We start from the raw sequence: 23,032 nt of genomic DNA on the forward strand, positions 1-23,032 counted from the left end.
GGGGCCGCGGTGGTGAACCGCGGCCCCTTCGCCGTACCTCGTCCCGGACGGATCAGCCGCCGAACTCCTGCAGACCCTTCAGGGCCTGGTCGAGCAGCGCCTGACGGCCCTCCAGCTCACGCGCCAGCTTGTCCGCGCGCGCGTCGTTGCCCTGCGCCCGGGCGGTGTCGATCTGCTTCTGCAGCTTGTCGACGGCGTCCTGGAGCTGGCCGGTGAGGCCGGCCGCCCGCGCCCGGGCCTCCGGGTTCGTCCGCCGCCACTCGCCCTCCTCGGCCTCCTGGATGGCGCGCTCGACGGCCTGCATCCGGCCCTCGACCTTCGGCCGCGCGTCGCGCGGCACGTGGCCGACGGCCTCCCAGCGCTCGTTGATCGACCGGAACGCGGCACGGGCCGCCTTCAGGTCGGTCACCGGGAGGAGCTGCTCCGCCTCGGCGGCCAGCTCCTCCTTGACCTTGAGGTTCTCGCCCTGCTCCGCGTCCCGCTCGGCGAAGACGCCGCTGCGGGCCGCGAAGAACACGTCCTGGGCGCCGCGGAAGCGGTTCCACAGGTCGTCCTCGTGCTCGCGCTGGGCGCGGCCCACGGCCTTCCAGTCCGCCATCAGCTCGCGGTAGCGGGCGGCCGTCGCGCCCCAGTCGGTCGAGCCCGACAGGCTCTCCGCCTCGGCGACCAGCCGCTCCTTGGCCTTGCGGGCGTCCTCGCGCTGCGCGTCGAGCGCGGCGAAGTGCGCCTTGCGCCGCTTGGAGAACGCCGAGCGGGCGTGCGAGAAGCGGTGCCACAGCTCGTCGTCGGACTTCCGGTCGAGCCGCGGCAGGCCCTTCCAGGTGTCCACGAGCGCCCGCAGCCGCTCGCCCGCCGACCGCCACTGGTCCGACGCCGCCAGCTCCTCGGCCTCGGCGACCAGCTTCTCCTTGGCCTCGCGGGCCTCGTCGGTCTGCTTCGCCTTCTGCGCCTTGCGCTCCTCGCGCCGCGACTCGACGGTCTCCACCAGCTTCTCGAGCCGGGTCCGCAGCGCGTCGAGGTCACCGACGGCGTGGTGCGCCTCGACCTGCTCGCGCAGATGGTCGATGGCGACCTGGGCGTCCTTGGCCGACAGATCGGTGGTCCTCACCCGGCGTTCGAGGAGTCCGATCTCGACCTTCAGCCCCTCGTACTTGCGCTCGTAGTACGCGAGCGCCTCCTCCGGGGAGCCCGCCTGCCAGGAGCCGACGACCTTCTCCCCCTCGGCGGTACGCACGTACACGGTGCCCGTCTCGTCGACACGGCCCCACGGGTCGCTGCTCACAGCGCCTCCATCCACATGACGCCGCGGGGGACGCGTCGTCCCCGGGCATCGTCCACGGTTTTCTTCGGGGGAGCTGACACCGCCGCCCCGTACCCCGCCAACATAGGCGACGCGCGGGGCGGCTGTCCGCATCCGGAGCGAGCAATCAGTTCTTCTTCACGGTCGCCTTCGAGACGTCGACCGCCTTCTTCGGGGCGCCGTCGGCCGGGCTCTGCCCGCCCTCGGCGACCCCCGCCTTGCCGACGGCCGCGACGACCTTGAGCGAGGCCGCGTCCATCGTGCCGAACGGGGTGTACGACGGGGGCAGCTTGGAGTCCTTGTAGACCAGGAAGAACTGGCTGCCGCCGCTGTTCGGCTGCCCGGTGTTGGCCATCGCCACCGTGCCCGCCTTGTACGTGACCGCGCCGTCCGCGCCCGGCTTGCCGAGCGCGTCGAGGTTCTCGTCGGGGATGTTGTAGCCCGGGCCGCCCGCGCCGGTGCCCTCCGGGTCGCCGCACTGCAGGACGAAGATGCCCTGGGTGGTGAGCCGGTGGCACTTGGTCTTGTCGAAGAAGCCCTTCTCCGCAAGGTGGTTGAAGGAGTTGACGGTGCGCGGGGTCTTCGCCGCGTCCATCGCGATCGCGATGTCGCCCTGACTGGTCTTCAGGTCGAAGGTGTACTTAGCCTTCTTGTCGATCGTCAGCTTCGGCTCGGGCTTCTTGCTCTCGGAGGGCGAGGGCGCCGCGCTCTGCTCCGACTTCGCCGCGCTGTCCTCGGTCCTCCCCTTCTTCCCGTCACCCGAGAACGCGCCCGCCGCAGCGGCGATGCCGCCGCCCGCGACCACCACGGCCAGCGCGGCGGCGATCACCGCGTTGCGGCGGCGGGCCTTGGCGCGCGCCGTCTCGCGCCGCTGCTGCTGCCGCAGGTACTTCTCCCGGGCGAGCTGCCGCCGCCGCTGCTCGTGGTTGACCACCGGTTACTCCTCGTACGTGACTGGCCAGGGACGCTGTAGCTTGCCCCGTACCGTATATGGGTTACCTGTGACCGTCGCCGCGCCGGTAGGCTCTGATCACCGCTTGCTGTCCGGCAGGCCGACGCCGTACGAGGAAAAAGGGACGATCGTGCTCATTGCCGGCTTCCCCGCCGGGGCCTGGGGCACCAATTGTTATGTGGTGGCCCCCGCCGCGGGCGAGGAGTGCGTGATCATCGACCCCGGCCACCAGGCCACCGAGGGCGTCGAGGAGACCCTGCGCAAGCACCGGCTGAAGCCCGTCGCCGTCGTCCTCACCCACGGCCACATCGACCACGTGGCCTCCGTCGTCCCCGTGTGCGGCGCGCACGACGTGCCCGCGTGGATCCACCCCGCCGACCGCTACATGATGAGCGACCCGGAGAAGGCGCTCGGCCGCTCCATCGGGATGCCGCTCATGGGCGAGCTGACGGTGGGCGAACCGGACGACGTCCGCGAGCTGACCGACGGCGCGGCGCTGACCCTGGCAGGCCTGGATTTCTCCGTCGCGCACGCGCCCGGCCATACCCAGGGGTCGGTGACGTTCCAGACGCCCGAGGCGTCCGACATCCCGTCGGTGCTGTTCTCGGGCGACCTGCTCTTCGCCGGCTCCATCGGACGCACCGACCTGCCCGGCGGCGACCACGCCGAGATCCTCCGGTCCCTGGCCCGCGTGGCCCTGCCGCTGGAGGACTCGACCGTGGTCCTGTCCGGCCACGGCCCCCAGACGACCATCGGCCGCGAGCGCACGACCAACCCCTACCTCAGGGAAGTCGCCGCGGGCCGGGGAGCGCCCAGCTCTCCCCGACGAGGAATGTGACGAGAGAAACGCACATGAGCACCTTCAAGGCCCCCAAGGGCACCTACGACCTGCTGCCGCCGGACTCCGCGAAGTTCCTCGCGGTCCGCGAGGCCATCGCAGCCCCCCTGCGCAGCTCCGGCTACGGGTACGTCGAGACGCCCGGCTTCGAGGACGTCGGCCTCTTCGCCCGCGGCGTCGGCGAGTCCACCGACATCGTCAGCAAGGAGATGTACGCCTTCACCACCAAGGGCGGCGACGAGCTCGCCCTGCGCCCCGAAGGCACCGCCTCCGTCCTGCGCGCCGCCCTGGAGGGCAACCTCCACAAGGCCGGCAACCTGCCCGTCAAGCTCTGGTACTCCGGCTCGTACTACCGCTACGAGCGCCCGCAGAAGGGCCGCTACCGCCACTTCTCGCAGGTCGGAGCGGAGGCGATCGGCGCGGAGGACCCCGCGCTCGACGCCGAGCTGATCATCCTGGCCGACCAGGCGTACCGCTCGCTCGGCCTGACGCGGTTCCGCATCCTGCTGAACTCGCTCGGCGACAAGGAGTGCCGCCCCGTCTACCGCGAGGCGCTGCAGGGCTTCCTGCGCGGCCTCGACCTCGACGAGGAGACCCGCCGCCGGATCGACATCAACCCGCTGCGCGTCCTCGACGACAAGCGGGCCGACGTCCAGAAGCAGCTCGTCGGCGCGCCGATGCTGCGCGACTATCTGTGCGACGCCTGCAAGGCGTACCACGAGGAGGTCCGCGAGCTGATCACGGCCGCCGGGGTGGCCTTCGAGGACGACGAGAAGCTGGTCCGCGGCCTGGACTACTACACCCGCACCACCTTCGAGTTCGTCCACGACGGCCTCGGCTCGCAGTCCGCGGTCGGCGGCGGCGGCCGCTACGACGGCCTGTCGGAGATGATCGGCGGCCCCGCGCTGCCGTCCGTCGGCTGGGCGCTCGGCGTGGACCGCACGGTCCTCGCCCTGGAGGCGGAGGGCGTCGAGCTGGAGCTCCCCGCCACCACCAGCGTGTACGCGGTCCCGCTCGGCGAGGAGGCGCGGCGGCGGCTGTTCGCGGTCGTCACCGAGCTGCGGAAGGCGGGCGTGGCGACGGACTTCGCGTTCGGCGGTCGCGGCCTCAAGGGAGCGATGAAGTCGGCCAACCGCAGCGGCGCCCGCTGGACCCTCGTCGCCGGTGAGCGCGACCTCGCCGAGGGCAACGTGCAGCTGAAGGACATGGAGTCCGGCGAGCAGGAGGCGGTCGCGCTGGACGCGGTCGTCGACACGCTGCGGGCGAGGCTCCAGGGCTGACCCCGGTCACACCCCCTCAGGGCCCGCCCCGCACGCCGGGGCGGGCCCTGACGCCGTCCCGCGGCGGGGCGTGCGGGGCATGCGGGCCGTGGCGCGCCGGGTGGTGCGTCAACTCCGCGCACCGGGAATCCCCCTCCCGATGGATACCGGTCCGCGCACCCGTCTTTCCCGACGTCGGAGGGCCCGGCAGCGCACTCCGGGCGGGATGCCCTTATCCCGGGCGAACGGCGCGAGTCGTCCCCCGTGCGGCAGAATGACGACGCTCTCGCAGGGACGACAGGAGTGACATCTGATGACGACAGCAGTCGCGAGCCGCAAGACGGAACCGGAACCCGCGCCCGACACCCGGGTCGGTGCGGGCAGGCCCCTCGCGATCCTGCTCGTGGTCACCGGCCTGGCCGGCCTCCTCGCCGCCTGGGTCATCACCCTGGACAAGTTCAAGCTCCTGGAGGACCCCGGCTTCACCCCCGGGTGCAGCCTCAACCCGGTCGTCTCCTGCGGCAACATCATGAAGAGCGAGCAGGCCGCGGTCTTCGGTTTCCCCAACCCGATGCTGGGCCTGGTCACCTACGGCATGGTCGTCGCCATCGGCCTCGCCCTCCTCGGCGGCGCCCGGCTGCCGCGCTGGTACTGGATCGGGTTCGAGCTGGGCTGCCTCTTCGGCGTCGGCTTCGTCACCTGGCTCCAGTACGAGTCGCTGTACGTCATCGGCTCGCTGTGCCTGTGGTGCTGCCTGGCGTGGGTCGCCACCATCCTGATGTTCTGCTACGTCACCGTGCACAACGTGAAGCACGGGATCATCCCGGCCCCCAAGGGGCTGCGCAACGCGCTGACGGAGTTCCACTGGGTGCCGCCGGTGCTCTGGATCGGCGTCATCGGCATGCTGATCCTGACCCGCTGGTGGGACTTCTGGACCAGCTGAGACGGCCCTGACCTGCGGCGGCCCCCGCTTCTGGGGCCCTGTCAGTGGGGTGACCTAGGCTTTGTCGGTGTGGAACCCGATCTCTTCACCGCCGCCGCGGAGGACCGCCAGGCCAAGGACCCGTCGAGCAGCCCGCTGGCCGTCCGGATGCGTCCGCGCGTCCTGGACGAGGTCGTCGGGCAGCGCCATCTGCTGAAGTCGGGCTCCCCTCTGCGCCGCCTCGTCGGCGAGGGCGGCGGCGGGCCCGCGGGCCCGTCCTCGGTGATCCTCTGGGGCCCGCCCGGCACCGGCAAGACCACGCTCGCCTATGTCGTCTCCAAGGCCACCGACAAGCGGTTCGTGGAGCTCTCCGCGATCACCGCCGGGGTGAAGGAGGTGCGCGCGGTCATCGACGGCGCGCGCCGCGCCAGCGGCGGGTACGGCAAGGAGACCGTCCTCTTCCTCGACGAGATCCACCGCTTCAGCAAGGCCCAGCAGGACTCCCTGCTGCCCGCGGTCGAGAACCGCTGGGTGACGCTGATCGCCGCCACCACCGAGAACCCCTACTTCTCGGTGATCTCCCCGCTGCTCTCCCGCTCCCTGCTGCTCACCCTCGAACCGCTCACCGACGACGACCTGCGCGGCCTGCTGCACCGGGCGCTGACCGAGGAGCGCGGCCTCGGCGGTGCCGTCACCCTGCCCGAGCCGGCCGAGGCGCACCTGCTGCGGATCGCCGGCGGAGACGCCCGCCGCGCGCTGACCGCCCTGGAGGCGGCCGCCGGGGCCGCGCTCGACAAGGGCGAGCCGGAGATCACCCTGGAGACGGTGGAGGAGACCGTCGACCGGGCGGCGGTGAAGTACGACCGGGACGGCGACCAGCACTACGACGTCGCCAGCGCCCTCATCAAGTCCATCCGCGGCTCCGACGTGGACGCGGCCCTGCACTACCTGGCCCGGATGATCGAGGCCGGGGAGGACCCCCGGTTCATCGCCCGCCGGCTGATGATCTCCGCCAGCGAGGACATCGGCCTCGCCGACCCCCACGCGCTGCCGACCGCGGTGGCGGCCGCCCAGGCCGTCGCCATGATCGGCTTCCCGGAGGCGGCGCTCACCCTCAGCCACGCCACCATCGCGCTGGCCCTCGCCCCGAAGTCCAACGCGGCGACCACGGCCATCGGCGCCGCACTCGCCGACGTCCGCAAGGGCCACGCGGGCCCCGTCCCCGCCCACCTGCGCGACGGCCACTACAAGGGCGCGGCCAAGCTCGGCCACGCCCAGGGCTACGTCTACCCCCACGACCTGCCCGACGGCATCGCCCCCCAGCAGTACGCCCCCGACGAGCTCAAGGACGCCGTCTACTACGAGCCCACCCGGCACGGCGGGGAGGCGCGGTACGCGGACATCGTCCGCTGGACGCGCCGCAGGCTCGGCAGGGAGGGCGAGGAGGAGGGTCCGGAGCAGTCCTCCTGACCCGGTAGACTGACCCGCAGCGCTGCGTCCTGTTTCCGGACTCCGCTCCTCACGGCCCTCCGAGGTCGCCCGGGAGAGAGGCCGGTTCACCAGAACGGGACATGCAGCCGGAGCGCCCCGTCCCTCACCGGACGGCGGATCTCCAGGAGCGTCGCGCACCGTCGAAGGTGTCGCGGGCAACCCACCACCCTGTGCGAGCAGCGGTCGGTGGGTCACTCGCGTGCTGCACGTATGTGCCCAGACCTGGGAGCGGCTGCCCGCCGGCCCCGTCCACGGACCTCACCGGTCCGCGGTGCGGCCGAGGGTTTCCCGGGCTGCGGATGCGACCTCCCCTAACCCTGGTGAAGCCGTATTCGCACAGAACGAGAGAGGTTGGTTCATGCCGAACCAGTCCCGTCCCAAGGTCAAGAAGTCGCGTGCCCTCGGCATCGCGCTGACCCCGAAGGCCGTCAAGTACTTCGAGGCCCGCCCCTACCCGCCGGGCGAGCACGGCCGCGGCCGCAAGCAGAACTCGGACTACAAGGTCCGTCTGCTCGAGAAGCAGCGCCTGCGCGCCCAGTACGACATCAGCGAGCGCCAGATGGCGCGCGCCTACGACCGCGCCAAGAAGGCCGAGGGTAAGACCGGCGAGGCTCTGGTCATCGAGCTCGAGCGCCGTCTCGACGCGCTCGTCCTGCGCTCGGGCATCGCCCGCACGATCTACCAGGCCCGCCAGATGGTCGTCCACGGCCACATCGAGGTCAACGGCGCCAAGGTCGACAAGCCGTCGTTCCGCGTCCGCCCCGACGACGTCGTGACGGTCCGCGAGCGCTCCCGCGAGAAGGTTCCGTTCCAGATCGCCCGTGAGGGCGGCTACGACACGGACGGCGAGACGCCGCGCTACCTCCAGGTGAACCTGAAGGCCCTGGCCTTCCGCCTGGACCGCGACCCGAACCGCAAGGAGATCCCGGTCATCTGCGACGAGCAGCTCGTCGTCGAGTACTACGCCCGCTGATCCAGCGGTCGTCGTCACCGGGCCTCACGCGCCCCGGCCCGCCGCCTCCCCGCCCTTTCCGGTGGGGGAGTCGGCGGGCCTTCGCGTGTGCGGGACCGGGGCGGGTCCTGGCAGCGCGACCGGTCCGCCGGGGGCGGGCCGGCCCGCGAGGGCGCGCTCGACCACGGCGCCCAGGTCAAGCCGCCGCCCCTCGCGCAGCCGCTCCTCGTACCCCGCCCGCCCGAGGGCGCGGACCGCGCGCCGCTCGCACGTCGCGTGCGGCGCGCCGAAGTGGAACGATCCGAACAGCGGCGGCCCCACCCGCTCCCACATCCGCCCGGCTGCGCCCTGAAGCAAAGCGGCCTCCGCCGCGTCCCCCTCGCTGACCGTCACCAGCGCGAGCAGTTCGAGGGAGAGGACCGCGGCCAGCACGTCGTTGAAGCCGGCGCTGCCCGCCAGGCACGCGCCCAGCAGCTCCCGCGCCCGCTCGTGCTCCCCGCCCGACCAGGCGGCGAAGGCCAGCACGTACAGCGCGTACGACAGGGCCCAGCGCTCGCCGCGGTCCGCGCAGGCGTCGCGGATCTCCTCGCAGAGCGCGACGGCCGCGGCCTGCCGGCCCTGGAAGGCGTACGTCATCGCCAGCTCGGCGCGCGCCATCAGGACGTTGCTGTTCAGCTCGCCGAGGGTGTCGTAGCGGTCGAGGGCGGAGGTGAGGAGCCGCTCGGCGCGCGGCATCTCGTCGGACAGCAGGGCCAGGCACCCGATCCGGTGCTCGGCGTAGGCGAGGGCCAGGGTGTTGCCGGTCCGCTCCGCCTCCTCGCGGCACTCGTAGAGCGCGGCCGTCGCCGCCGCGTTGCCGCCCTGGAGGACGGCGACGTAGCCGAGCACCCACAGCGCCTTCAGGCGCGACTCGTCGTGGCCGGACTCCAGGGCGACGGCCCGGTCGAGCCAGTGCCGGCCCTCGGCGAGCCGGCCGCAGCCCACCCAGTAGAACCAGAGCGTCCCGGCCAGGTACTGGCCCAGGTGGGCGTCCTCCGGCTCGGTCAGGCAGTGTGCGAGCGCGGTGCGCAGGTTCGGCAGTTCGGCCTCGATCCGGGCGGCGACCTCCGCCTGCCGCGGGCCGAACCAGTCGAGCTCGCACCAGGTCGCCAGGCCGAGGAACCAGTCGCGGTGGCGCCGGCGCATGCGCTCCGCGTCGCCGAGGGACACCAGCCACTCGCCCCCGTAGGCCCGCACGGTGTCGAGCATCCGGTACCGCAGGACGTCACCGGCCTCCTCGCGGACCAGGACGGACTGGGCCAGCAGTTCGTGCAGGACGTCCAGGACCCGGTCGGCGGACAGGCCGGGGCCCGCGCACACGTACTCCGCGGCTTCCAGGTCGAAGCTGCCGGTGAAGACGGACAGCCTGCACCACAGCAGCCGCTCCTCGGGCGTGCACAGCTCGTGGCTCCAGCCGATCGCGGTGCGCAGGGTCCGGTGGCGGGCGAGCCCGGAGTGCCGGGGGCTCTCGAGGATCCGCATCCGGTCGTCGAGCCGGTCCAGGAGCTGGCGCGGGGAGAGACCGGGCAGCCGGCCCGCGGCCAGTTCGAGGGCGAGCGGGATGCCGTCGAGGCGGCGGCAGATCGCGGCCACCGCCTCACCGTCCGCGACGCTCCCGACGCCCGTCGCGGACCCGAAGCCGGGGAGCCTGGCGGCGGCCCGCGCGGTGAACAGCGCGACCGCGTCGCCGGGGGACAGCGGGTCCAGCGGGAACAGGTGCTCGCCCTCGACGTCCAGCGGGCGGCGGCTCACGGCGAGGACGCGCAGGCCCGGGGCGCGGCGTAGCAGGTGGCGGACGAGCCCGGCGCAGGCCGGGAGCAGGTGCTCCACGCCGTCGAGGACGAGCAGCAGCCGGCGCTCGGCGAGATGTCCGGCGAGCACCTCGCGCAGCGACCGGGCGCTGTGGTCGGTGAGCCGCAGCGCCTCGGCCACGGCGTGCTCCACCAGCACCGGATCGCGCAGGCCGGCCAGCTCCACCAGCCAGACGCCGTCGGGGTGCTCGGCGACCGCGTCCGCCGCGGTGTGCAGGGCGAGCCGCGTCTTGCCGACCCCGCCGACCCCCGTCACGGTGACCAGCCGGGCCCGGCCGACCAGCTCGCCGAGCGCCGCCACCGCCTCGGCCCGGCCGACGAACGCGTCGAGTTCGGCGGGAAGATTGCCCCTGGAACGCCCCATGGGTCACGCAGCGTACTGACAGGCGTGCGCACCGTACAATCACTTCGCGCGCTCCCGGGACCTGAGCGGCCGTAATGCGGTACGAGGGCCCAGGCCCGGCGCGATAGGCTCGACTCTCCGTTCCGGCACCTCGTGCCGGGGCTCCCCGATCGACAGCAGAGAGCGGTGCAATCGTGTCCGGTGGAGAGGTGGCCGGCCTTCTGGTGGCCGTCTTCTGGGCGATCCTCGTGTCGTTCCTCGCCGTGGTACTGGTGAGGCTCGCGCAGACGCTCAGGGCGACGACGAAGCTCGTCGCGGACGTGACCGACCGGGCGGTGCCGCTCCTCGCGGACGCCTCGGCGACGGTCCGCTCCGCGCAGACCCAGCTGGAGCGGGTCGACGCGATCGCCACCGACGTCCAGGAGGTCACCTCCAACGCCTCCGCGCTCTCCTCGACCGTCGCCTCCACCTTCGGCGGGCCGCTGGTGAAGGTCGCGGCCTTCGGCTACGGGGTTCGGCAGGCGCTGGGCGGCAAGAAGGTGCCCGAACAGGACACCGACCGACGCGACCCGCGTCGCACGGTGATCGTCGGACGCACCGTGCCCGCCGCGCGGCGCAGGAAGCGGAAGGGCTGAGACCACGATGTTCCGTCGAGCCTTCTGGTTCACCACCGGTGCCGCAGCCGGTGTGTGGGCCACCACCAAGGTCAACCGCACGCTGAAGAAGCTGACCCCCGAGAGCCTCGCCGCGCAGGCCGCGGACAAGGCCGTCGAGACGGGCCACCGCCTCAAGGCGTTCGCCCTCGACGTCAGGGCCAACATGGAGCGGCGCGAGGACGAGCTCAACGACGCCCTCGGCGTCAACGACGCGGCGGACCGCGGCGCGCTCCCGCCGCCGCGCCGCTCGCCCGCCATCGAACACGACACGTACCGCACGCACTCGCACAACCGGAATGAGGACCACTGATGGAGTCGGCAGAAATCCGCCGCCGCTGGCTGAGCTTCTTCGAGGAGCGCGGGCACACCGTCGTCCCTTCGGCGTCGCTCATCGCGGACGACCCGACTCTGCTGCTCGTCAACGCCGGCATGGTCCCGTTCAAGCCGTACTTCCTCGGTGAGACCAAGCCGCCCGCCCCGCGCGCGACCAGTGTCCAGAAGTGCGTCCGCACGCCGGACATCGAAGAGGTCGGCAAGACCACCCGGCACGGCACGTTCTTCCAGATGTGCGGCAACTTCTCCTTCGGCGACTACTTCAAGGAAGGGGCCATCCGCTACGCCTGGGAGGCCCTGACCAACTCCGTCGCCGACGGCGGCTTCGGACTCGACCCCGAGCGGCTGTGGATCACCGTCTACCTCGACGACGACGAGGCCGAGCGGATCTGGCGCGAGGACATCGGCGTCCCCGCCGAGCGCATCCAGCGGCTCGGCAAGAAGGACAACTACTGGTCCATGGGCGTCCCCGGACCCTGCGGCCCCTGCTCGGAGATCAACTACGACCGCGGCCCCGAGTTCGGCGAGGAGGGCGGCCCCGCCGTCAACGACGAGCGCTACGTGGAGATCTGGAACCTGGTCTTCATGCAGTACGAGCGCGGTCCGGGCGAGGGCAAGGAGGACTTCCCGATCCTCGGCGAGCTGCCGTCGAAGAACATCGACACCGGCCTCGGCCTGGAACGCCTCGCCATGATCCTCCAGGGCGTCCAGAACATGTACGAGACGGACACCCTCCGCGTCGTCATGGACACCGCCACCGAGCTGACCGGCGTCCGCTACGGCGCCGCCCACCACACCGACGTCTCCATGCGCGTGGTCGCCGACCACATGCGCACCTCCGTCATGCTCATCGGCGACGGCGTCACCCCCGGCAACGAGGGCCGCGGCTACGTGCTGCGCCGCATCATGCGCCGCGCCATCCGCAACATGCGCCTGATGGGCGCCACGGGCCCGGTCGTCCAGCAGCTCGTCGACACGGTGATCAACACCATGGGGCAGCAGTACCCCGAGCTGATCACCGAGCGGAAGCGGATCGAGACCGTCGCCCTCGCCGAGGAGGCCGCGTTCCTCAAGGCCCTCAAGGGCGGCACCAACATCCTCGACACCGCCGTCACCGAGACCAAGGCCGCCGGCGGCTCCGTCCTCTCCGGCGACAAGGCGTTCCTGCTCCACGACACCTGGGGCTTCCCGATCGACCTCACCCTCGAGATGGCCGCCGAGCAGGGCCTGACCGTGGACGAGCCCGGCTTCCGCCGGCTGATGAAGGAGCAGCGCGACCGCGCCAAGGCCGATGCCAAGGCCAAGAAGACCGGCCACGCCGACATGTCCGGCTACCGCGAGATCGCGGACGCCGCCGGCGAGACCGACTTCATCGGCTACGAGCACACGGTCGGCGAGTCCCGCGTCGTCGGCATCCTCGTCGACGGCGTGCCCTCCCCGGCCGCCACCGAGGGCGACGAGGTCGAGATCGTCCTCGACCGCACCCCGTTCTACGCCGAGGGCGGCGGCCAGATCGGCGACACCGGCCGCATCCGGATCGACTCCGGCGCCGTCGTCGAGGTCCGCGACTGCCAGAAGCCGGTCCCCGGCGTCTACGTGCACCGCGGCGTCGTGCAGGTCGGCGAGGTGACCGTCGGGGCCCCGGCCCAGGCCGTCATCGACGTCCGCCGCCGCCGGGCGATCGCCCGCGCCCACAGCGCCACCCACCTCACCCACCAGGCGCTGCGCGACGCGCTCGGCCCGCAGGCCGCCCAGGCCGGCTCCGAGAACCAGCCCGGCCGCTTCCGCTTCGACTTCGGTTCGCCGAACGCCGTGCCCGGCTCGGTCATGACGGACGTAGAGCAGAAGATCAACGAGGTGCTCAGCCACGAACTCGACGTGCACGCCGAGGTCATGAGCATCGACGAGGCCAAGAAGCAGGGCGCCATCGCCGAGTTCGGCGAGAAGTACGGCGAGCGGGTCCGCGTCGTGACCATCGGCGACTTCTCCAAGGAGCTGTGCGGCGGCACGCACGTCCACAACACCGCCCAGCTCGGCCTGGTGAAGCTGCTCGGCGAGTCGTCCATCGGCTCCGGGGTGCGCCGCATCGAGGCCCTGGTCGGCGTCGACGCCTACAACTTCCTGGCCCGCGAGCACACGGTCGTCGCCCAGCTCCAGGAGCTGGTCAAGGGCCGCCCCGAGGAGCTGCCGGAGAAGATCAGCTCCATGCTCGGCAAGCTCAAGGACGCCGAGAAGGAGATCGAGAAGTTCCGCGCGGAGAAGGTCCTCCAGGCCGCCGCGGGTCTCGCCGCCGGTGCGCAGGACGTCCGCGGGGTCGCCCTGGTGACCGGTCAGGTCCCCGACGGCACCGGCGCCGACGACCTGCGCCGCCTCGTCCTCGACGTCCGCGGTCGGCTCCAGGGCGACCGGCCCGCCGTGGTGGCCCTGTTCACCACGGCCAACGGCCGCCCGCTGACCGTCATCGCCACCAACGAGGCCGCCCGGGCCCGCGGCCTGAAGGCCGGCGACCTGGTCCGCACCGCCGCCAAGACCCTCGGCGGCGGAGGCGGTGGCAAGCCGGACGTGGCCCAGGGCGGCGGCCAGAACCCGGCCGCCATCGGCGACGCCGTCGCCGCGGTCGAGCGCATGGTCGGTGAGACCGCCTGATGAGCAGCCCGCTCAGGCGCGGTCGCCGGCTGGCGATCGACGTCGGGGACGCCCGGATCGGGGTCGCGTCCTGCGACCCCGACGGGATCCTCGCCACGCCGGTGGAGACCGTGCCGGGACGTGACGTCCCGGCCGCCCACCGGCGGCTCAAGGCCCTGGTCGAGGAGTACGAGCCGATCGAGGTCGTCGTCGGGCTCCCCCGCTCCCTCAACGGGGGCGAGGGTCCCGCGGCCGCCAAGGTCCGGGCCTTCGCCCAGGAACTGGCCCGCGGCATCGCACCCGTCGGGGTGCGGCTGGTCGACGAGCGGATGACCACCGTCACCGCCGCCCAGGGCCTGCGCGCCTCCGGCGTGCGGTCGAAGAAGGGCCGCTCCGTCATCGACCAGGCGGCCGCCGTCGTCATCCTGCAGAACGCGCTTGAGTCCGAACGGGCGTCTGGTGCGGCTCCCGGCGAGGGCGTCGAAGTGGTTGTCTGATCGCGGTACGGTAACGTTCCGCGCGTCCGGTGTGGATTCGAACAGCTGCCGGACAGCTTCCAAGAGGCGACCGGTAGCCCCGACACTCCGACGGGGACCCCGTCTCGCGGCTCTAGGGGATCGATGACTGAGTATGGCCGGGGCACGGGCCCCGAACCGTGGCACCCTGAGGACCCGTCGCACGGGGACCAGGGGTGGGACCAGTACGGCGGCCAGCAGCAGCAGTATCCGCAGCAGCCGCAGACCCACTACCCGCAGCAGGCCCAGCAGCAGCCCGACCCGTACGGGTACGGCTACGGGTACCCGGAGCAGCAGCCCCAGCCCCAGCCCCAGCAGCAGCCGTACGGCGGCGGGTGGGACACCGGTCAGCAGCCTCAACAGCCTCAGCAGCAGTACCAGAACCCCGGCTACGGCGACCCGTACGGCGGTCAGGGCCATCCCGACCCGTACGGGAACCAGGGCGGCGGCACGTACGGCGGCCAGCAGCCCGACTACTACACGACGCCCCAGGCGTACCCCCCGCCGCAGCCGCCGAACCAGCGCGCGGCCCATCCGCAGCAGCAGGCGCCCCAGCAGCAGGCGCCGCAGCCCGAGCCGCAGTCCGACTGGGACGCGCAGGTCGCCGAGGAGCCCGAGCACGCGTTCTTCGCCGACCCCGACACGGACGCCACCCCCGCACGCGAGACGCGCGACGGCGACGACGGCGACGACGAACCCCCGCGCACGGCCCGCCGCGAGCCCGGCGGCCGCAAGCCGAAGAAACGCCGCAACGGGATGGCGTGCCTGATCGTCGCGGTCGTCTTCCTCGGCATCGGAGGCGGCGGCGCGTACTACGTCTACAGCTTCTGGCAGGACCGTTTCGGCGCGGCGCCCGACTTCGCGGGGGAGGGAAGCGAGCCCATCGAGGTCGAGATCCCCGAAGGTGCCACCGGCGCTGTGATGGGCCAGGTCCTGAAGCGGGCCGGGGTGGTCAAGAGCGTCGACGCCTTCATCGAGGCCTACGGAAAGGACCCCAACAGCGGAAAGCTGCAGCCGGGGGTCTACTCCCTCAACAAGGAGATGTCCGCCGAGAACGCGATGAAGGCGATGGTCTCGCCCGAGGCCCTCAACAACCTGATCATTCCCGAGGGCCTGCGCAACGTGCAGATCTACGCCGCCATCGACAAGAAGCTCGAGCTCAAGAGCGGCACCACCAAGGCGGTGGCCAAGAAGGAGGCCGGGAATCTCGGCCTGCCCGAATGGGCCGACGGACACAAGCAGCTCAAGGACCCGCTGGAGGGGTTCCTCTTCCCGCTGAGCTACTCCGTGAGCAAGAACGCGAAGCCCGAGGACGTCCTGAAGAAGATGGTGGCCCAGGCAAACTCCAGGTACGAGGAGCTCGACCTGGAGGGACAGGCTTCGAAGCTCGGTCTCGAGGACCCCTGGCAGGTTCTGACCGTGGCCAGCCTGGTGCAGGCCGAGGGCATCTCGCACGACGACTTCCGCAAGATGTCCGAGGTGGTCTACAACCGGCTCAAGCCGGACAACGACATCACCAACCGCAAGCTGGAGTTCGACTCCGCGTTCAACTACCTGAACAACCAGAGCGAGATCAAGATCTCCAGCAAGGAGATCCGCAGCAATCCGGATCCCTACAACACCTACTACCACACGGGTCTTCCGCCGGGGCCGATCAGCAATCCCGGCGAGGACGCGTTGAAGGCGACGCTCAACCCGACCAAGAACGGGTGGATGTTCTTCATCTCGCTGGACGGCAAGACGACAAAGTTCACGACGAACGTCGACGACCACGAGAAGCTGAACGACGAGTTCAAGAGGCAGCAGGGCCTTGACTGACACCGCCCGCCGCGCCGCCGTCCTCGGCTCGCCGATCACCCACTCCCTGTCGCCGGTCCTCCACCGCGCCGCGTACACCGCGCTGGGTCTTGACGACTGGTCGTACGACCGGCACGAGGTCGACGAGGCCACCCTGTCGGAGTTCTTCGCCGCTCTCGACCAGGACCCGGCCTGGGCCGGACTCTCCCTCACCATGCCGCTGAAGCGCGCGGTGATCCCGCTGCTCGACGAGGTGACGGAGACGGCCGCCTCCGTCGAGGCGGTGAACACGGTGGTGCTGACCGAGGACCGCCGCCGGATCGGCCACAACACCGACATCCCCGGCATCGAGGCGGCCCTGCGCGAACGGGGCGTCGAGCGGACCCCGTCAGCCGCGATCCTCGGCGCCGGCGCCACCGCGTCCTCCGCCCTCGCCGCCCTCGCGCGGATCTGCGACGGCCCCGTGTTCGTCTACGTCCGCAGCGAGGCCCGCGCGGACGAGATGCGCGGCTGGGGCGAACGCCTCGGCGTCGACGTCCGCACCGCCTCTTGGACCCGCGCGGAGGAAGCCCTCGCCGCGCCCCTGGTCATCGCCACCACCCCCGCCGGCGCCACCGACGACCTCGCCGCGGCCGTCCCCGAGGCCCCCGGCACCCTCTTCGACGTCCTCTACCACCCCTGGCCCACCCCCCTCGCCGCCGCCTGGTCCGCCCGCGGCGGCGCGGTCGTCGGCGGCCTCGACCTCCTCGTCCACCAGGCCGTCCTCCAGGTCGAGCTGATGACCGGCCGCACCCCCGCCCCCCTCACCGCCATGCGCACGGCGGGCGAGGCGGCGCTCGCCGCGAGGTGACGGGCCACCCGTCCGCCTGATGGACCGGGCGCGGGGGCGGGCATGCGGCGTGGGAGGATCGGGGGTGGCTGGCCGGGTGCGTCCGGGCCGGTCGCCGCTGCAGGCCGCGAAGTACACGAGGAGCACCGTTGAGCAAGTTGCGCTGGCTGACCGCGGGGGAGTCCCACGGACCCGCACTTGTCGCGACGCTGGAGGGACTGCCCGCCGGCGTACCGATCACCACCGAGATGGTGGCGGACCACCTCGCCCGGCGGCGGCTCGGCTACGGCCGCGGCGCGCGGATGAAGTTCGAGCGCGACGAGGTCACCTTCCTCGGCGGTGTGCGGCACGGGCTGACGATGGGCTCGCCGGTCGCGGTGATGGTCGGCAACACCGAGTGGCCCAAGTGGGAGCAGGTCATGTCGGCCGACCCGGTCGACCCCGAGCAGCTGGCGCAGCTCGCGCGCAACGCGCCGCTGACCCGCCCCCGCCCCGGCCACGCCGACCTCGCCGGCATGCAGAAGTACCACCTGGACGAGGCCCGGCCGATCCTCGAGCGCGCCAGCGCCCGCGAGACCGCCGCCCGCGTCGCGCTCGGCGCGGTCGCCCGCTCCTACCTCAAGGAGACCGCCGGCATCGAGATCGTCAGCCACGTCACCGAACTCGCCGCGGCGAAGGCCCCGTACGGCGTCTACCCCACACCCGGCGACGTCGAGCGGCTCGACGCCGACCCGGTGCGCTGCCTGGACGCGGACGCCTCCAAGGCGATGGTCGCGGAGATCGACCAGGCCCACAAGGACGGCGACACGCTCGGCGGCGTCGTCGAGGTGCTCGCCTACGGCGTGCCCGTAGGCCTCGGCAGCCACGTGCACTGGGACCGGCGGCTCGACGCGCGGCTCGCTGCCGCGCTGATGGGCATCCAGGCCATCAAGGGCGTCGAGGTCGGCGACGGCTTCGACCTCGCCCGGGTGCCCGGCTCCAAGGCGCACGACGAGATCGTGCCGACCGACGAGGGCATCAAGCGCACCTCGGGCCGCTCCGGCGGCACCGAGGGCGGCATGTCCACCGGCGAACTCCTGCGCGTGCGGGCCGCGATGAAGCCCATCGCGACCGTGCCGCGCGCACTGCGGACCATCGACGTGACCACCGGCGAGGAGGCCGCGGCCCACCACCAGCGGTCCGACGTCTGCGCGGTGCCCGCCGCCGGGATCGTCGCGGAGGCGATGGTCGCGCTGGTGCTCGCCGAGGCGGTCGCGGAGAAGTTCGGCGGCGACAGCGTCAGCGAGACCCGGCGCAACGTGCAGGGCTACCTCGACCACCTCAACTTCCGGTGACCGGCCCGCTGGTCGTGCTCGTCGGCCCCATGGGGGTCGGCAAGTCGACCGTCGGCGCCGTGCTCGCCGAGCGGCTCGGCGTCGGCTACCGGGACAGCGACGAGGACATCGTCGCCGCCGAGGGCCGCGCGATCTCGGACATCTTCGTGGACGACGGCGAGGACCACTTCCGCGCCCTCGAGCGCGCGGCCGTCGCCGCGGCCCTGCGCGAGCACACCGGTGTGCTCGCGCTCGGCGGCGGGGCCGTGCTCGCCGAGGAGACGCGGGAGCTGCTCGCCGGCCGCCCGGTGGTCTTCCTCGACGTCGAGGTCGGCGAGGCCGTGAGGCGGGTCGGCCTGAACCAGGCCCGCCCGCTGCTCGCCGTCAACCCGCGCCAGCAGTGGCGCACCCTCATGGACGCCCGCCGCCCGCTGTACACCGAGGTCGCCCGGGCCGTCGTGGCCACCGACGGCCTCGACCCCGACGAGGTCGCCGACGCCGTCCTCGACACGCTGAAGATCCGGCCCGCCGGACCCGCCGAGCAGGCCGACCGGACCGAACCGACCGGCCAGGAGAACACCGCATGACCGAGCAGCAGTCCGTCACCCGAATCCAGGTCGGCGGCGTCGACGGCACCGACCCCTACGAGGTCCTCGTCGGCCGGCAGCTGCTCGACGAGCTGCCCGGGCTCGTCGGGCCGCGCGCCAAGCGGGTCGCCGTGCTGCACCCGGAGGCGCTCGCCGAGACCGGCGAGGCGCTCCGCGAGGACCTGGCCGGACAGGGCTACGAGGCCATCGCGATCCAGCTGCCGAACGCCGAGGAGGCCAAGACCGTCGAGGTCGCCGCCTACTGCTGGAAGGCGCTCGGCCAGACCGGCTTCACCCGCTCCGACGTGATCGTCGGCGTCGGCGGCGGGGCCACCACCGACGTCGCCGGCTTCGTCGCGGCCACCTGGCTGCGCGGGGTGCGCTGGGTCGCCGTGCCCACCACCGTCCTCGGGATGGTCGACGCGGCCGTCGGCGGGAAGACCGGCATCAACACCGCCGAGGGCAAGAACCTCGTCGGCGCCTTCCACCCGCCGGCGGGCGTCCTGTGCGACCTGGCCGCCCTCGACTCGCTCGGCGTGAACGACTACGTCAGCGGCCTCGCCGAGATCATCAAGGCCGGGTTCATCGCCGACCCGGCGATCCTCGACCTGATCGAGGCGGACCCCGAGGCCGCCCGCACCCCGCAGGGCCCGCACACCGCCGAGCTGATCGAGCGGGCGATCCGGGTCAAGGCCGAGGTCGTCTCCAACGACCTCAAGGAGTCGGGGCTGCGCGAGATCCTCAACTACGGGCACACCCTGGCCCACGCGATCGAGAAGAACGAGCGCTACAAGTGGCGGCACGGGGCCGCCGTCTCCGTCGGCATGGCGTTCGCCGCCGAACTCGGCCGGCTGGCCGGGCGGCTCGACGACGCCACCGCCGACCGGCACCGCAGCGTCCTCGCCTCGGTCGGCCTGCCGCTGACCTACCGGGGCGACCAGTGGCCCAAGCTCCTGGAGACCATGAAGGTCGACAAGAAGTCGCGCGGCGACCTGCTGCGCTTCATCGTCCTCGACGGGATCGCCAAGCCCACCGTCCTGGAGGGCCCCGACCCGGCCGTGCTGCTCGCGGCGTACGGCGAAGTCTCCTCCTGACGCGGAACCGCGACACCCCCCGCCCGCATCTCACTCCCGACCACGGGCACTTGTCACCGTCCCCGGCCGTTCACACGACACCGGCCGGGGACGGTACCGTTCGGCCCAGTCCTGCGCGCGCCCCCGGTGGGGTGCGCCCGTACGAAACGGAGTGGCACCGGATGCAGCACGCTGTGGGGGTCCCGCTGCCACCACCTCATCCGCCGGGTCCGGTCGGGCATGTGGCCGGGCCGCCCTCCCCGGCGCACCGCCCCGGGGGGCCGCCCGTGGCCCGGGCGCAGCACCCCGGCGCCCCGCTGCCCCAGCAGCCGCCGCCGTCGCCCCTGCACGCCGTGCCCTCCGGGCCTCCGCCCCGGGACACCACCGGCCACATCCCCCTGCCGCCCGGCGGCCCCGTCGCGGCCCCGCTGCCCCCGACCGGGCCGGCGCCCGCGGACACCGGCGCCACCACCCTCGCCGTCCTGCTCATCGGCCCCGCCGGCGCCGGCAAGACGAGCGTGGCGCGCCACTGGGCCTCCCAGCGCCGCGTCGCCACCGCGCACATCAGCCTCGACGACGTCCGCGAGTGGGTCTGCTCCGGCTTCGCCGACCCGCAGACCGGCTGGAACGACCAGTCCGAGACCCAGTACCGCCTCGCCCGGCGCACCTGCGGCTTCTCCGCGCGCAACTTCCTCGCCAACGGCATCTCCTGCATCATCGACGACGCCGTCTTCCCCGACCGCCCCGTCGTCGGGCTCGGCGGCTGGAAGCGGCACGTCGGCCCCGGCCTGCTGCCCGTCGTGCTGCTGCCCGGTCTGGAGGTCGTCCTGGAGCGCAACGCCCGGCGGACCGGCAACCGGCGGCTGTCCGACGAGGAGGTCGCGGCCATCCACGGCCGGATGGCCGGGTGGTACGGCTCCGGCCTGCCGATCATCGACAACTCCGGCTACGACATCCCCACCACCGCCCGCGTCCTCGACGACGTCCTCGCCCGCTCCATCGCCAGCCCGCCCACCTGGTAGCGGCGCGCCCCGGTCGGACGCGCTGGAGCGGCCGACCCGGGTCGCCGCTCGTACGCTCGCCCTATGGCAGAGGCGCACGAGACCCGACGAGCACAGCTGAGGGAACGATTCACCGCCGCCGGGAACGGCGCCGCGCTGATCACCCGGCCCGCCAACGTCCGCTATCTGGCGGGCGCGGCTCCCCAGGGCGCCGCGCTGCTCGTCGGGGGCGACGAGGACGTGCTCCTGTGCGACCGGATGCCGACCGACCAGGTCGGCGTGGGCCGCCCCGACGAGGCCCTGCGCATCCAGCTGCTCGCCGCCTCCGACGGCGACGCGGCCCTGGCCGCCGCCGGACTGGCCGCCGGCCTGAGGGCGGACGCGCTGGCGGTCGAGGAGCACGACCTCACCGTCACCCGCCACCGCGCGCTGGCCGCCCGGGCGCCCCGGCTGCGCCTGACCGACCTCGGGCAGGCCGTCGAGCAGCAGCGGCTGACCAAGGACGAGGAGGAGATCGCCCTGATCCGCACCGCGGGCGAGATCGCCGACCAGGCGCTCGGCGAGCTCCTGGAGTCGATCCTCGTCGGCCGCACCGAACGGCACCTCGCCCTCGAACTCGAGCGCCGCCTCGTCGACCACGGCGCCGACGGCCCCGCCTTCGCCACCTCCGTCGCCTCCGGGCCGAACGCCGCACGGATCGGGCACCGGCCCACCGACCGCCGGGTCGAGGAGGGCGATCTGCTCTCCGTCTGCCTCGGCGCCGCCTACCACGGCTACCGCGCGGAGGTCGGCCGCACCTTCGTGATCGGCAACGCCCCCGCCGACTGGCAGGTCGAGCTCTACGAGGTCGTCTTCGCCGCTCAGCGGGCCGGCCGCCAGGCGCTCACCCCGGGCGCCGAGTACCGCGACGCCGACCGCGCGGCCCGCCAGGTCCTCCACGCCGCCGGGTACGGCGACGCCCTCGCACCGCGCACCGGTCACGGGGTCGGACTGGAAAACGACGAGGACCCGCAGCTCGCCCCCGAAGCCATGGGTAAACTGGACGCTTGCGTGTCCGTCACCGTCGAACCGGGGGTCCACCTCCCGGGCCGGGGCGGAGTCAGGATCGACGACACGCTCGTCGTGCGCCCCCCGGCGGACGGCGGACCCGAGCTACTCACCATCACGACCAAGGAACTGCTCGCGCTCTAGCGCCTCACCGGGCGCGGAACGGGGCGACCCTTGGTTCCACCGCGTCAGTCCAGGAGATTCCGCAACCGTGGCTTCCACGAACGACCTCAAGAACGGCATGGTGCTCAAGCTCGACGGAGGCCAGCTCTGGTCCGTCGTCGAGTTCCAGCACGTCAAGCCCGGCAAGGGCCCCGCGTTCGTACGCACCAAGCTCAAGAACGTGCTCTCCGGCAAGGTCGTCGACAAGACCTTCAACGCCGGCGTGAAGGTCGACCAGGCCACCGTCGACCGCCGCGACATGCAGTTCTCGTACATGGACGGCGAGTACTACGTCTTCATGGACATGCAGACGTACGACCAGATGCACATCGACAAGAAGGCCGTCGGCAACGCCGCGAACTTCCTGATCGAGGGCTTCACCGCCACCGTCGCCACGCACGAGGGCGAGGTGCTCTACGTCGAGCTGCCCGCCGCCGTCGAGCTGACCGTCCAGCACACCGAGCCCGGCGTCCAGGGCGACCGGTCCACGGGCGGCACCAAGCCCGCGACGCTGGAGACCGGCCACGAGATCGGCGTGCCGCTGTTCATCAACATCGGCGAGAAGATCAAGGTCGACACCCGCACGAGCGACTACCTCGGCCGGGTGAACAGCTAACCGTGGCCGCCCGGAACACGGCCCGCAAGCGGGCCTTCCAGATCCTCTTCGAGGCCGACCAGCGCGGGGCAGACGTGCAGACGGTCCTCGCGGACTGGATTCGGCACGCCCGCACCGACACCCGCCAGCCGCCCGTCAGCGAGTTCACGATGGAGCTGGTCGAGGGGTACGCACAGCACGCGCCCCGCATCGACGAGCTGATCGCGACCTACGCCGTCGGCTGGACGCTCGACCGGATGCCGGTCGTGGACCGCAACATCGTGCGGCTCGGCGCCCACGAGCTGATCTGGGTCGACGGCACGCCGGACGCCGTCGTCATCGACGAGATGGTCCAGATCGCCAAGGAGTTCTCGACCGACGAGTCCCCGGCCTTCGTCAACGGCCTGCTCGCCCGCTTCAAGGACCTGAAGCCGAGCCTGCGCCGCGACGCGGAGGGCTGAGGACCGCCCTCCGCGGCGCACGCCGGCACGTACGCCACACACTGAAGGGGCCGTCAGCACATGACGGCCCCTTCGGCGTTCCCCATCGGCGGGTTCGCGCACAAGCGCCGGGGCGCGCACACGGAAATCCG

Annotated in this window: 21 protein-coding genes; 18 read left to right on the plus strand and 3 right to left on the minus strand. The window is 72.5% G+C overall.

Annotated elements, in window-relative coordinates; all coding sequences use genetic code 11:
- Positions 1–52: 52 nt before the first annotated feature.
- Both ACFWEG_RS20655 and ACFWEG_RS20660 read right to left on the minus strand, forming a co-directional pair.
- Complete coding sequence (locus ACFWEG_RS20655) at positions 53–1,282, minus strand: DUF349 domain-containing protein (protein ID WP_387217137.1); 1,230 nt, start codon at positions 1,280–1,282, stop codon at positions 53–55.
- 145 nt (positions 1,283–1,427) lie between these two features.
- Complete coding sequence (locus tag ACFWEG_RS20660) at positions 1,428–2,234, minus strand: peptidylprolyl isomerase (RefSeq protein ID WP_387217139.1); 807 nt, start codon at positions 2,232–2,234, stop codon at positions 1,428–1,430.
- A 148-nt stretch (positions 2,235–2,382) separates the two neighbouring features.
- Between ACFWEG_RS20660 and ACFWEG_RS20665 the strand changes: the two genes are divergently transcribed.
- The 5 genes from ACFWEG_RS20665 (at position 2,383) to rpsD (ending at position 7,735) form a co-directional block, all read left to right on the plus strand.
- Positions 2,383–3,090 (plus strand): MBL fold metallo-hydrolase, encoded by a 708-nt coding sequence (locus tag ACFWEG_RS20665; protein ID WP_387217142.1) that lies wholly within the window; start codon positions 2,383–2,385, stop codon positions 3,088–3,090.
- Between the two features lie 14 nt (positions 3,091–3,104).
- Positions 3,105–4,370: a histidine--tRNA ligase gene (gene hisS / locus ACFWEG_RS20670; RefSeq protein WP_387217144.1), complete on the plus strand. Its 1,266-nt coding sequence runs from the start codon at positions 3,105–3,107 to the stop codon at positions 4,368–4,370.
- A 292-nt stretch (positions 4,371–4,662) separates the two neighbouring features.
- Positions 4,663–5,292 (plus strand): vitamin K epoxide reductase family protein, encoded by a 630-nt coding sequence (locus ACFWEG_RS20675; protein ID WP_387217146.1) that lies wholly within the window; start codon positions 4,663–4,665, stop codon positions 5,290–5,292.
- Between the two features lie 69 nt (positions 5,293–5,361).
- Positions 5,362–6,741: a replication-associated recombination protein A gene (locus ACFWEG_RS20680; protein ID WP_387217148.1), complete on the plus strand. Its 1,380-nt coding sequence runs from the start codon at positions 5,362–5,364 to the stop codon at positions 6,739–6,741.
- 379 nt (positions 6,742–7,120) lie between these two features.
- A complete protein-coding gene (gene rpsD / locus ACFWEG_RS20685) occupies positions 7,121–7,735 on the plus strand; it encodes a 30S ribosomal protein S4 (RefSeq protein WP_387217150.1) in 615 nt (204 codons plus the stop codon).
- A 24-nt stretch (positions 7,736–7,759) separates the two neighbouring features.
- Here rpsD and ACFWEG_RS20690 read toward each other — a convergent pair whose 3' ends face one another.
- Positions 7,760–9,928, minus strand: a complete 2,169-nt coding sequence (locus ACFWEG_RS20690) for an ATP-binding protein (RefSeq protein WP_387217153.1) — start codon at positions 9,926–9,928, stop codon at positions 7,760–7,762.
- A 173-nt stretch (positions 9,929–10,101) separates the two neighbouring features.
- Between ACFWEG_RS20690 and ACFWEG_RS20695 the strand changes: the two genes are divergently transcribed.
- The 13 genes from ACFWEG_RS20695 to nusB all read left to right on the plus strand — a co-directional run bounded on the left by ACFWEG_RS20695 (position 10,102) and on the right by nusB (position 22,901).
- Positions 10,102–10,542 (plus strand): DUF948 domain-containing protein, encoded by a 441-nt coding sequence (locus tag ACFWEG_RS20695; protein WP_387217155.1) that lies wholly within the window; start codon positions 10,102–10,104, stop codon positions 10,540–10,542.
- Between the two features lie 7 nt (positions 10,543–10,549).
- Positions 10,550–10,873, plus strand: coding sequence for a hypothetical protein (locus ACFWEG_RS20700; protein WP_387217158.1), 324 nt, complete (start codon positions 10,550–10,552; stop codon positions 10,871–10,873).
- On the plus strand, positions 10,873–13,542 hold the full coding sequence (gene alaS / locus ACFWEG_RS20705) for an alanine--tRNA ligase (RefSeq protein ID WP_387217160.1): 2,670 nt from the start codon (positions 10,873–10,875) through the stop codon (positions 13,540–13,542). The genes ACFWEG_RS20700 and alaS overlap by 1 nt, the downstream gene beginning before the upstream one ends.
- Positions 13,542–14,018: a Holliday junction resolvase RuvX gene (gene ruvX / locus ACFWEG_RS20710; protein ID WP_387217163.1), complete on the plus strand. Its 477-nt coding sequence runs from the start codon at positions 13,542–13,544 to the stop codon at positions 14,016–14,018. Before alaS ends, ruvX begins: the two co-directional genes overlap by 1 nt.
- 123 nt (positions 14,019–14,141) lie before the next feature.
- Positions 14,142–15,854, plus strand: coding sequence for an endolytic transglycosylase MltG (gene mltG / locus ACFWEG_RS20715; RefSeq protein ID WP_387217166.1), 1,713 nt, complete (start codon positions 14,142–14,144; stop codon positions 15,852–15,854).
- Complete coding sequence (locus ACFWEG_RS20720) at positions 15,847–16,683, plus strand: shikimate dehydrogenase (RefSeq protein ID WP_387217168.1); 837 nt, start codon at positions 15,847–15,849, stop codon at positions 16,681–16,683. The genes mltG and ACFWEG_RS20720 overlap by 8 nt, the downstream gene beginning before the upstream one ends.
- A 128-nt stretch (positions 16,684–16,811) precedes the next feature.
- Positions 16,812–17,996: a chorismate synthase gene (gene aroC, locus ACFWEG_RS20725; RefSeq protein WP_387217171.1), complete on the plus strand. Its 1,185-nt coding sequence runs from the start codon at positions 16,812–16,814 to the stop codon at positions 17,994–17,996.
- Entirely contained in the window at positions 17,993–18,562 is a 570-nt protein-coding gene (locus tag ACFWEG_RS20730; RefSeq protein WP_387217173.1) for a shikimate kinase, read from the plus strand. Before aroC ends, ACFWEG_RS20730 begins: the two co-directional genes overlap by 4 nt.
- Positions 18,559–19,656 (plus strand): 3-dehydroquinate synthase, encoded by a 1,098-nt coding sequence (aroB, locus tag ACFWEG_RS20735; RefSeq protein WP_387217176.1) that lies wholly within the window; start codon positions 18,559–18,561, stop codon positions 19,654–19,656. The genes ACFWEG_RS20730 and aroB overlap by 4 nt, the downstream gene beginning before the upstream one ends.
- A gap of 161 nt (positions 19,657–19,817) precedes the next feature.
- On the plus strand, positions 19,818–20,657 hold the full coding sequence (locus ACFWEG_RS20740; RefSeq protein ID WP_387217178.1) for an AAA family ATPase: 840 nt from the start codon (positions 19,818–19,820) through the stop codon (positions 20,655–20,657).
- 63 nt (positions 20,658–20,720) lie between these two features.
- A complete protein-coding gene (locus ACFWEG_RS20745) occupies positions 20,721–21,827 on the plus strand; it encodes an aminopeptidase P family protein (RefSeq protein ID WP_387217180.1) in 1,107 nt (368 codons plus the stop codon).
- Between the two features lie 67 nt (positions 21,828–21,894).
- Positions 21,895–22,461, plus strand: coding sequence for an elongation factor P (gene efp, locus ACFWEG_RS20750; protein WP_387217182.1), 567 nt, complete (start codon positions 21,895–21,897; stop codon positions 22,459–22,461).
- Positions 22,462–22,463: 2 nt separating this feature from the next.
- Positions 22,464–22,901 carry a transcription antitermination factor NusB gene (gene nusB / locus ACFWEG_RS20755; RefSeq protein ID WP_387217184.1) on the plus strand — a complete coding sequence of 146 codons (438 nt, stop codon included), beginning with the start codon at positions 22,464–22,466 and terminating at the stop codon, positions 22,899–22,901.
- Positions 22,902–23,032 lie beyond the last annotated feature (131 nt).

Source organism: Streptomyces sp. NPDC060194 (genome assembly GCF_042728285.1).
GTDB lineage: Bacteria > Actinomycetota > Actinomycetes > Streptomycetales > Streptomycetaceae > Streptomyces.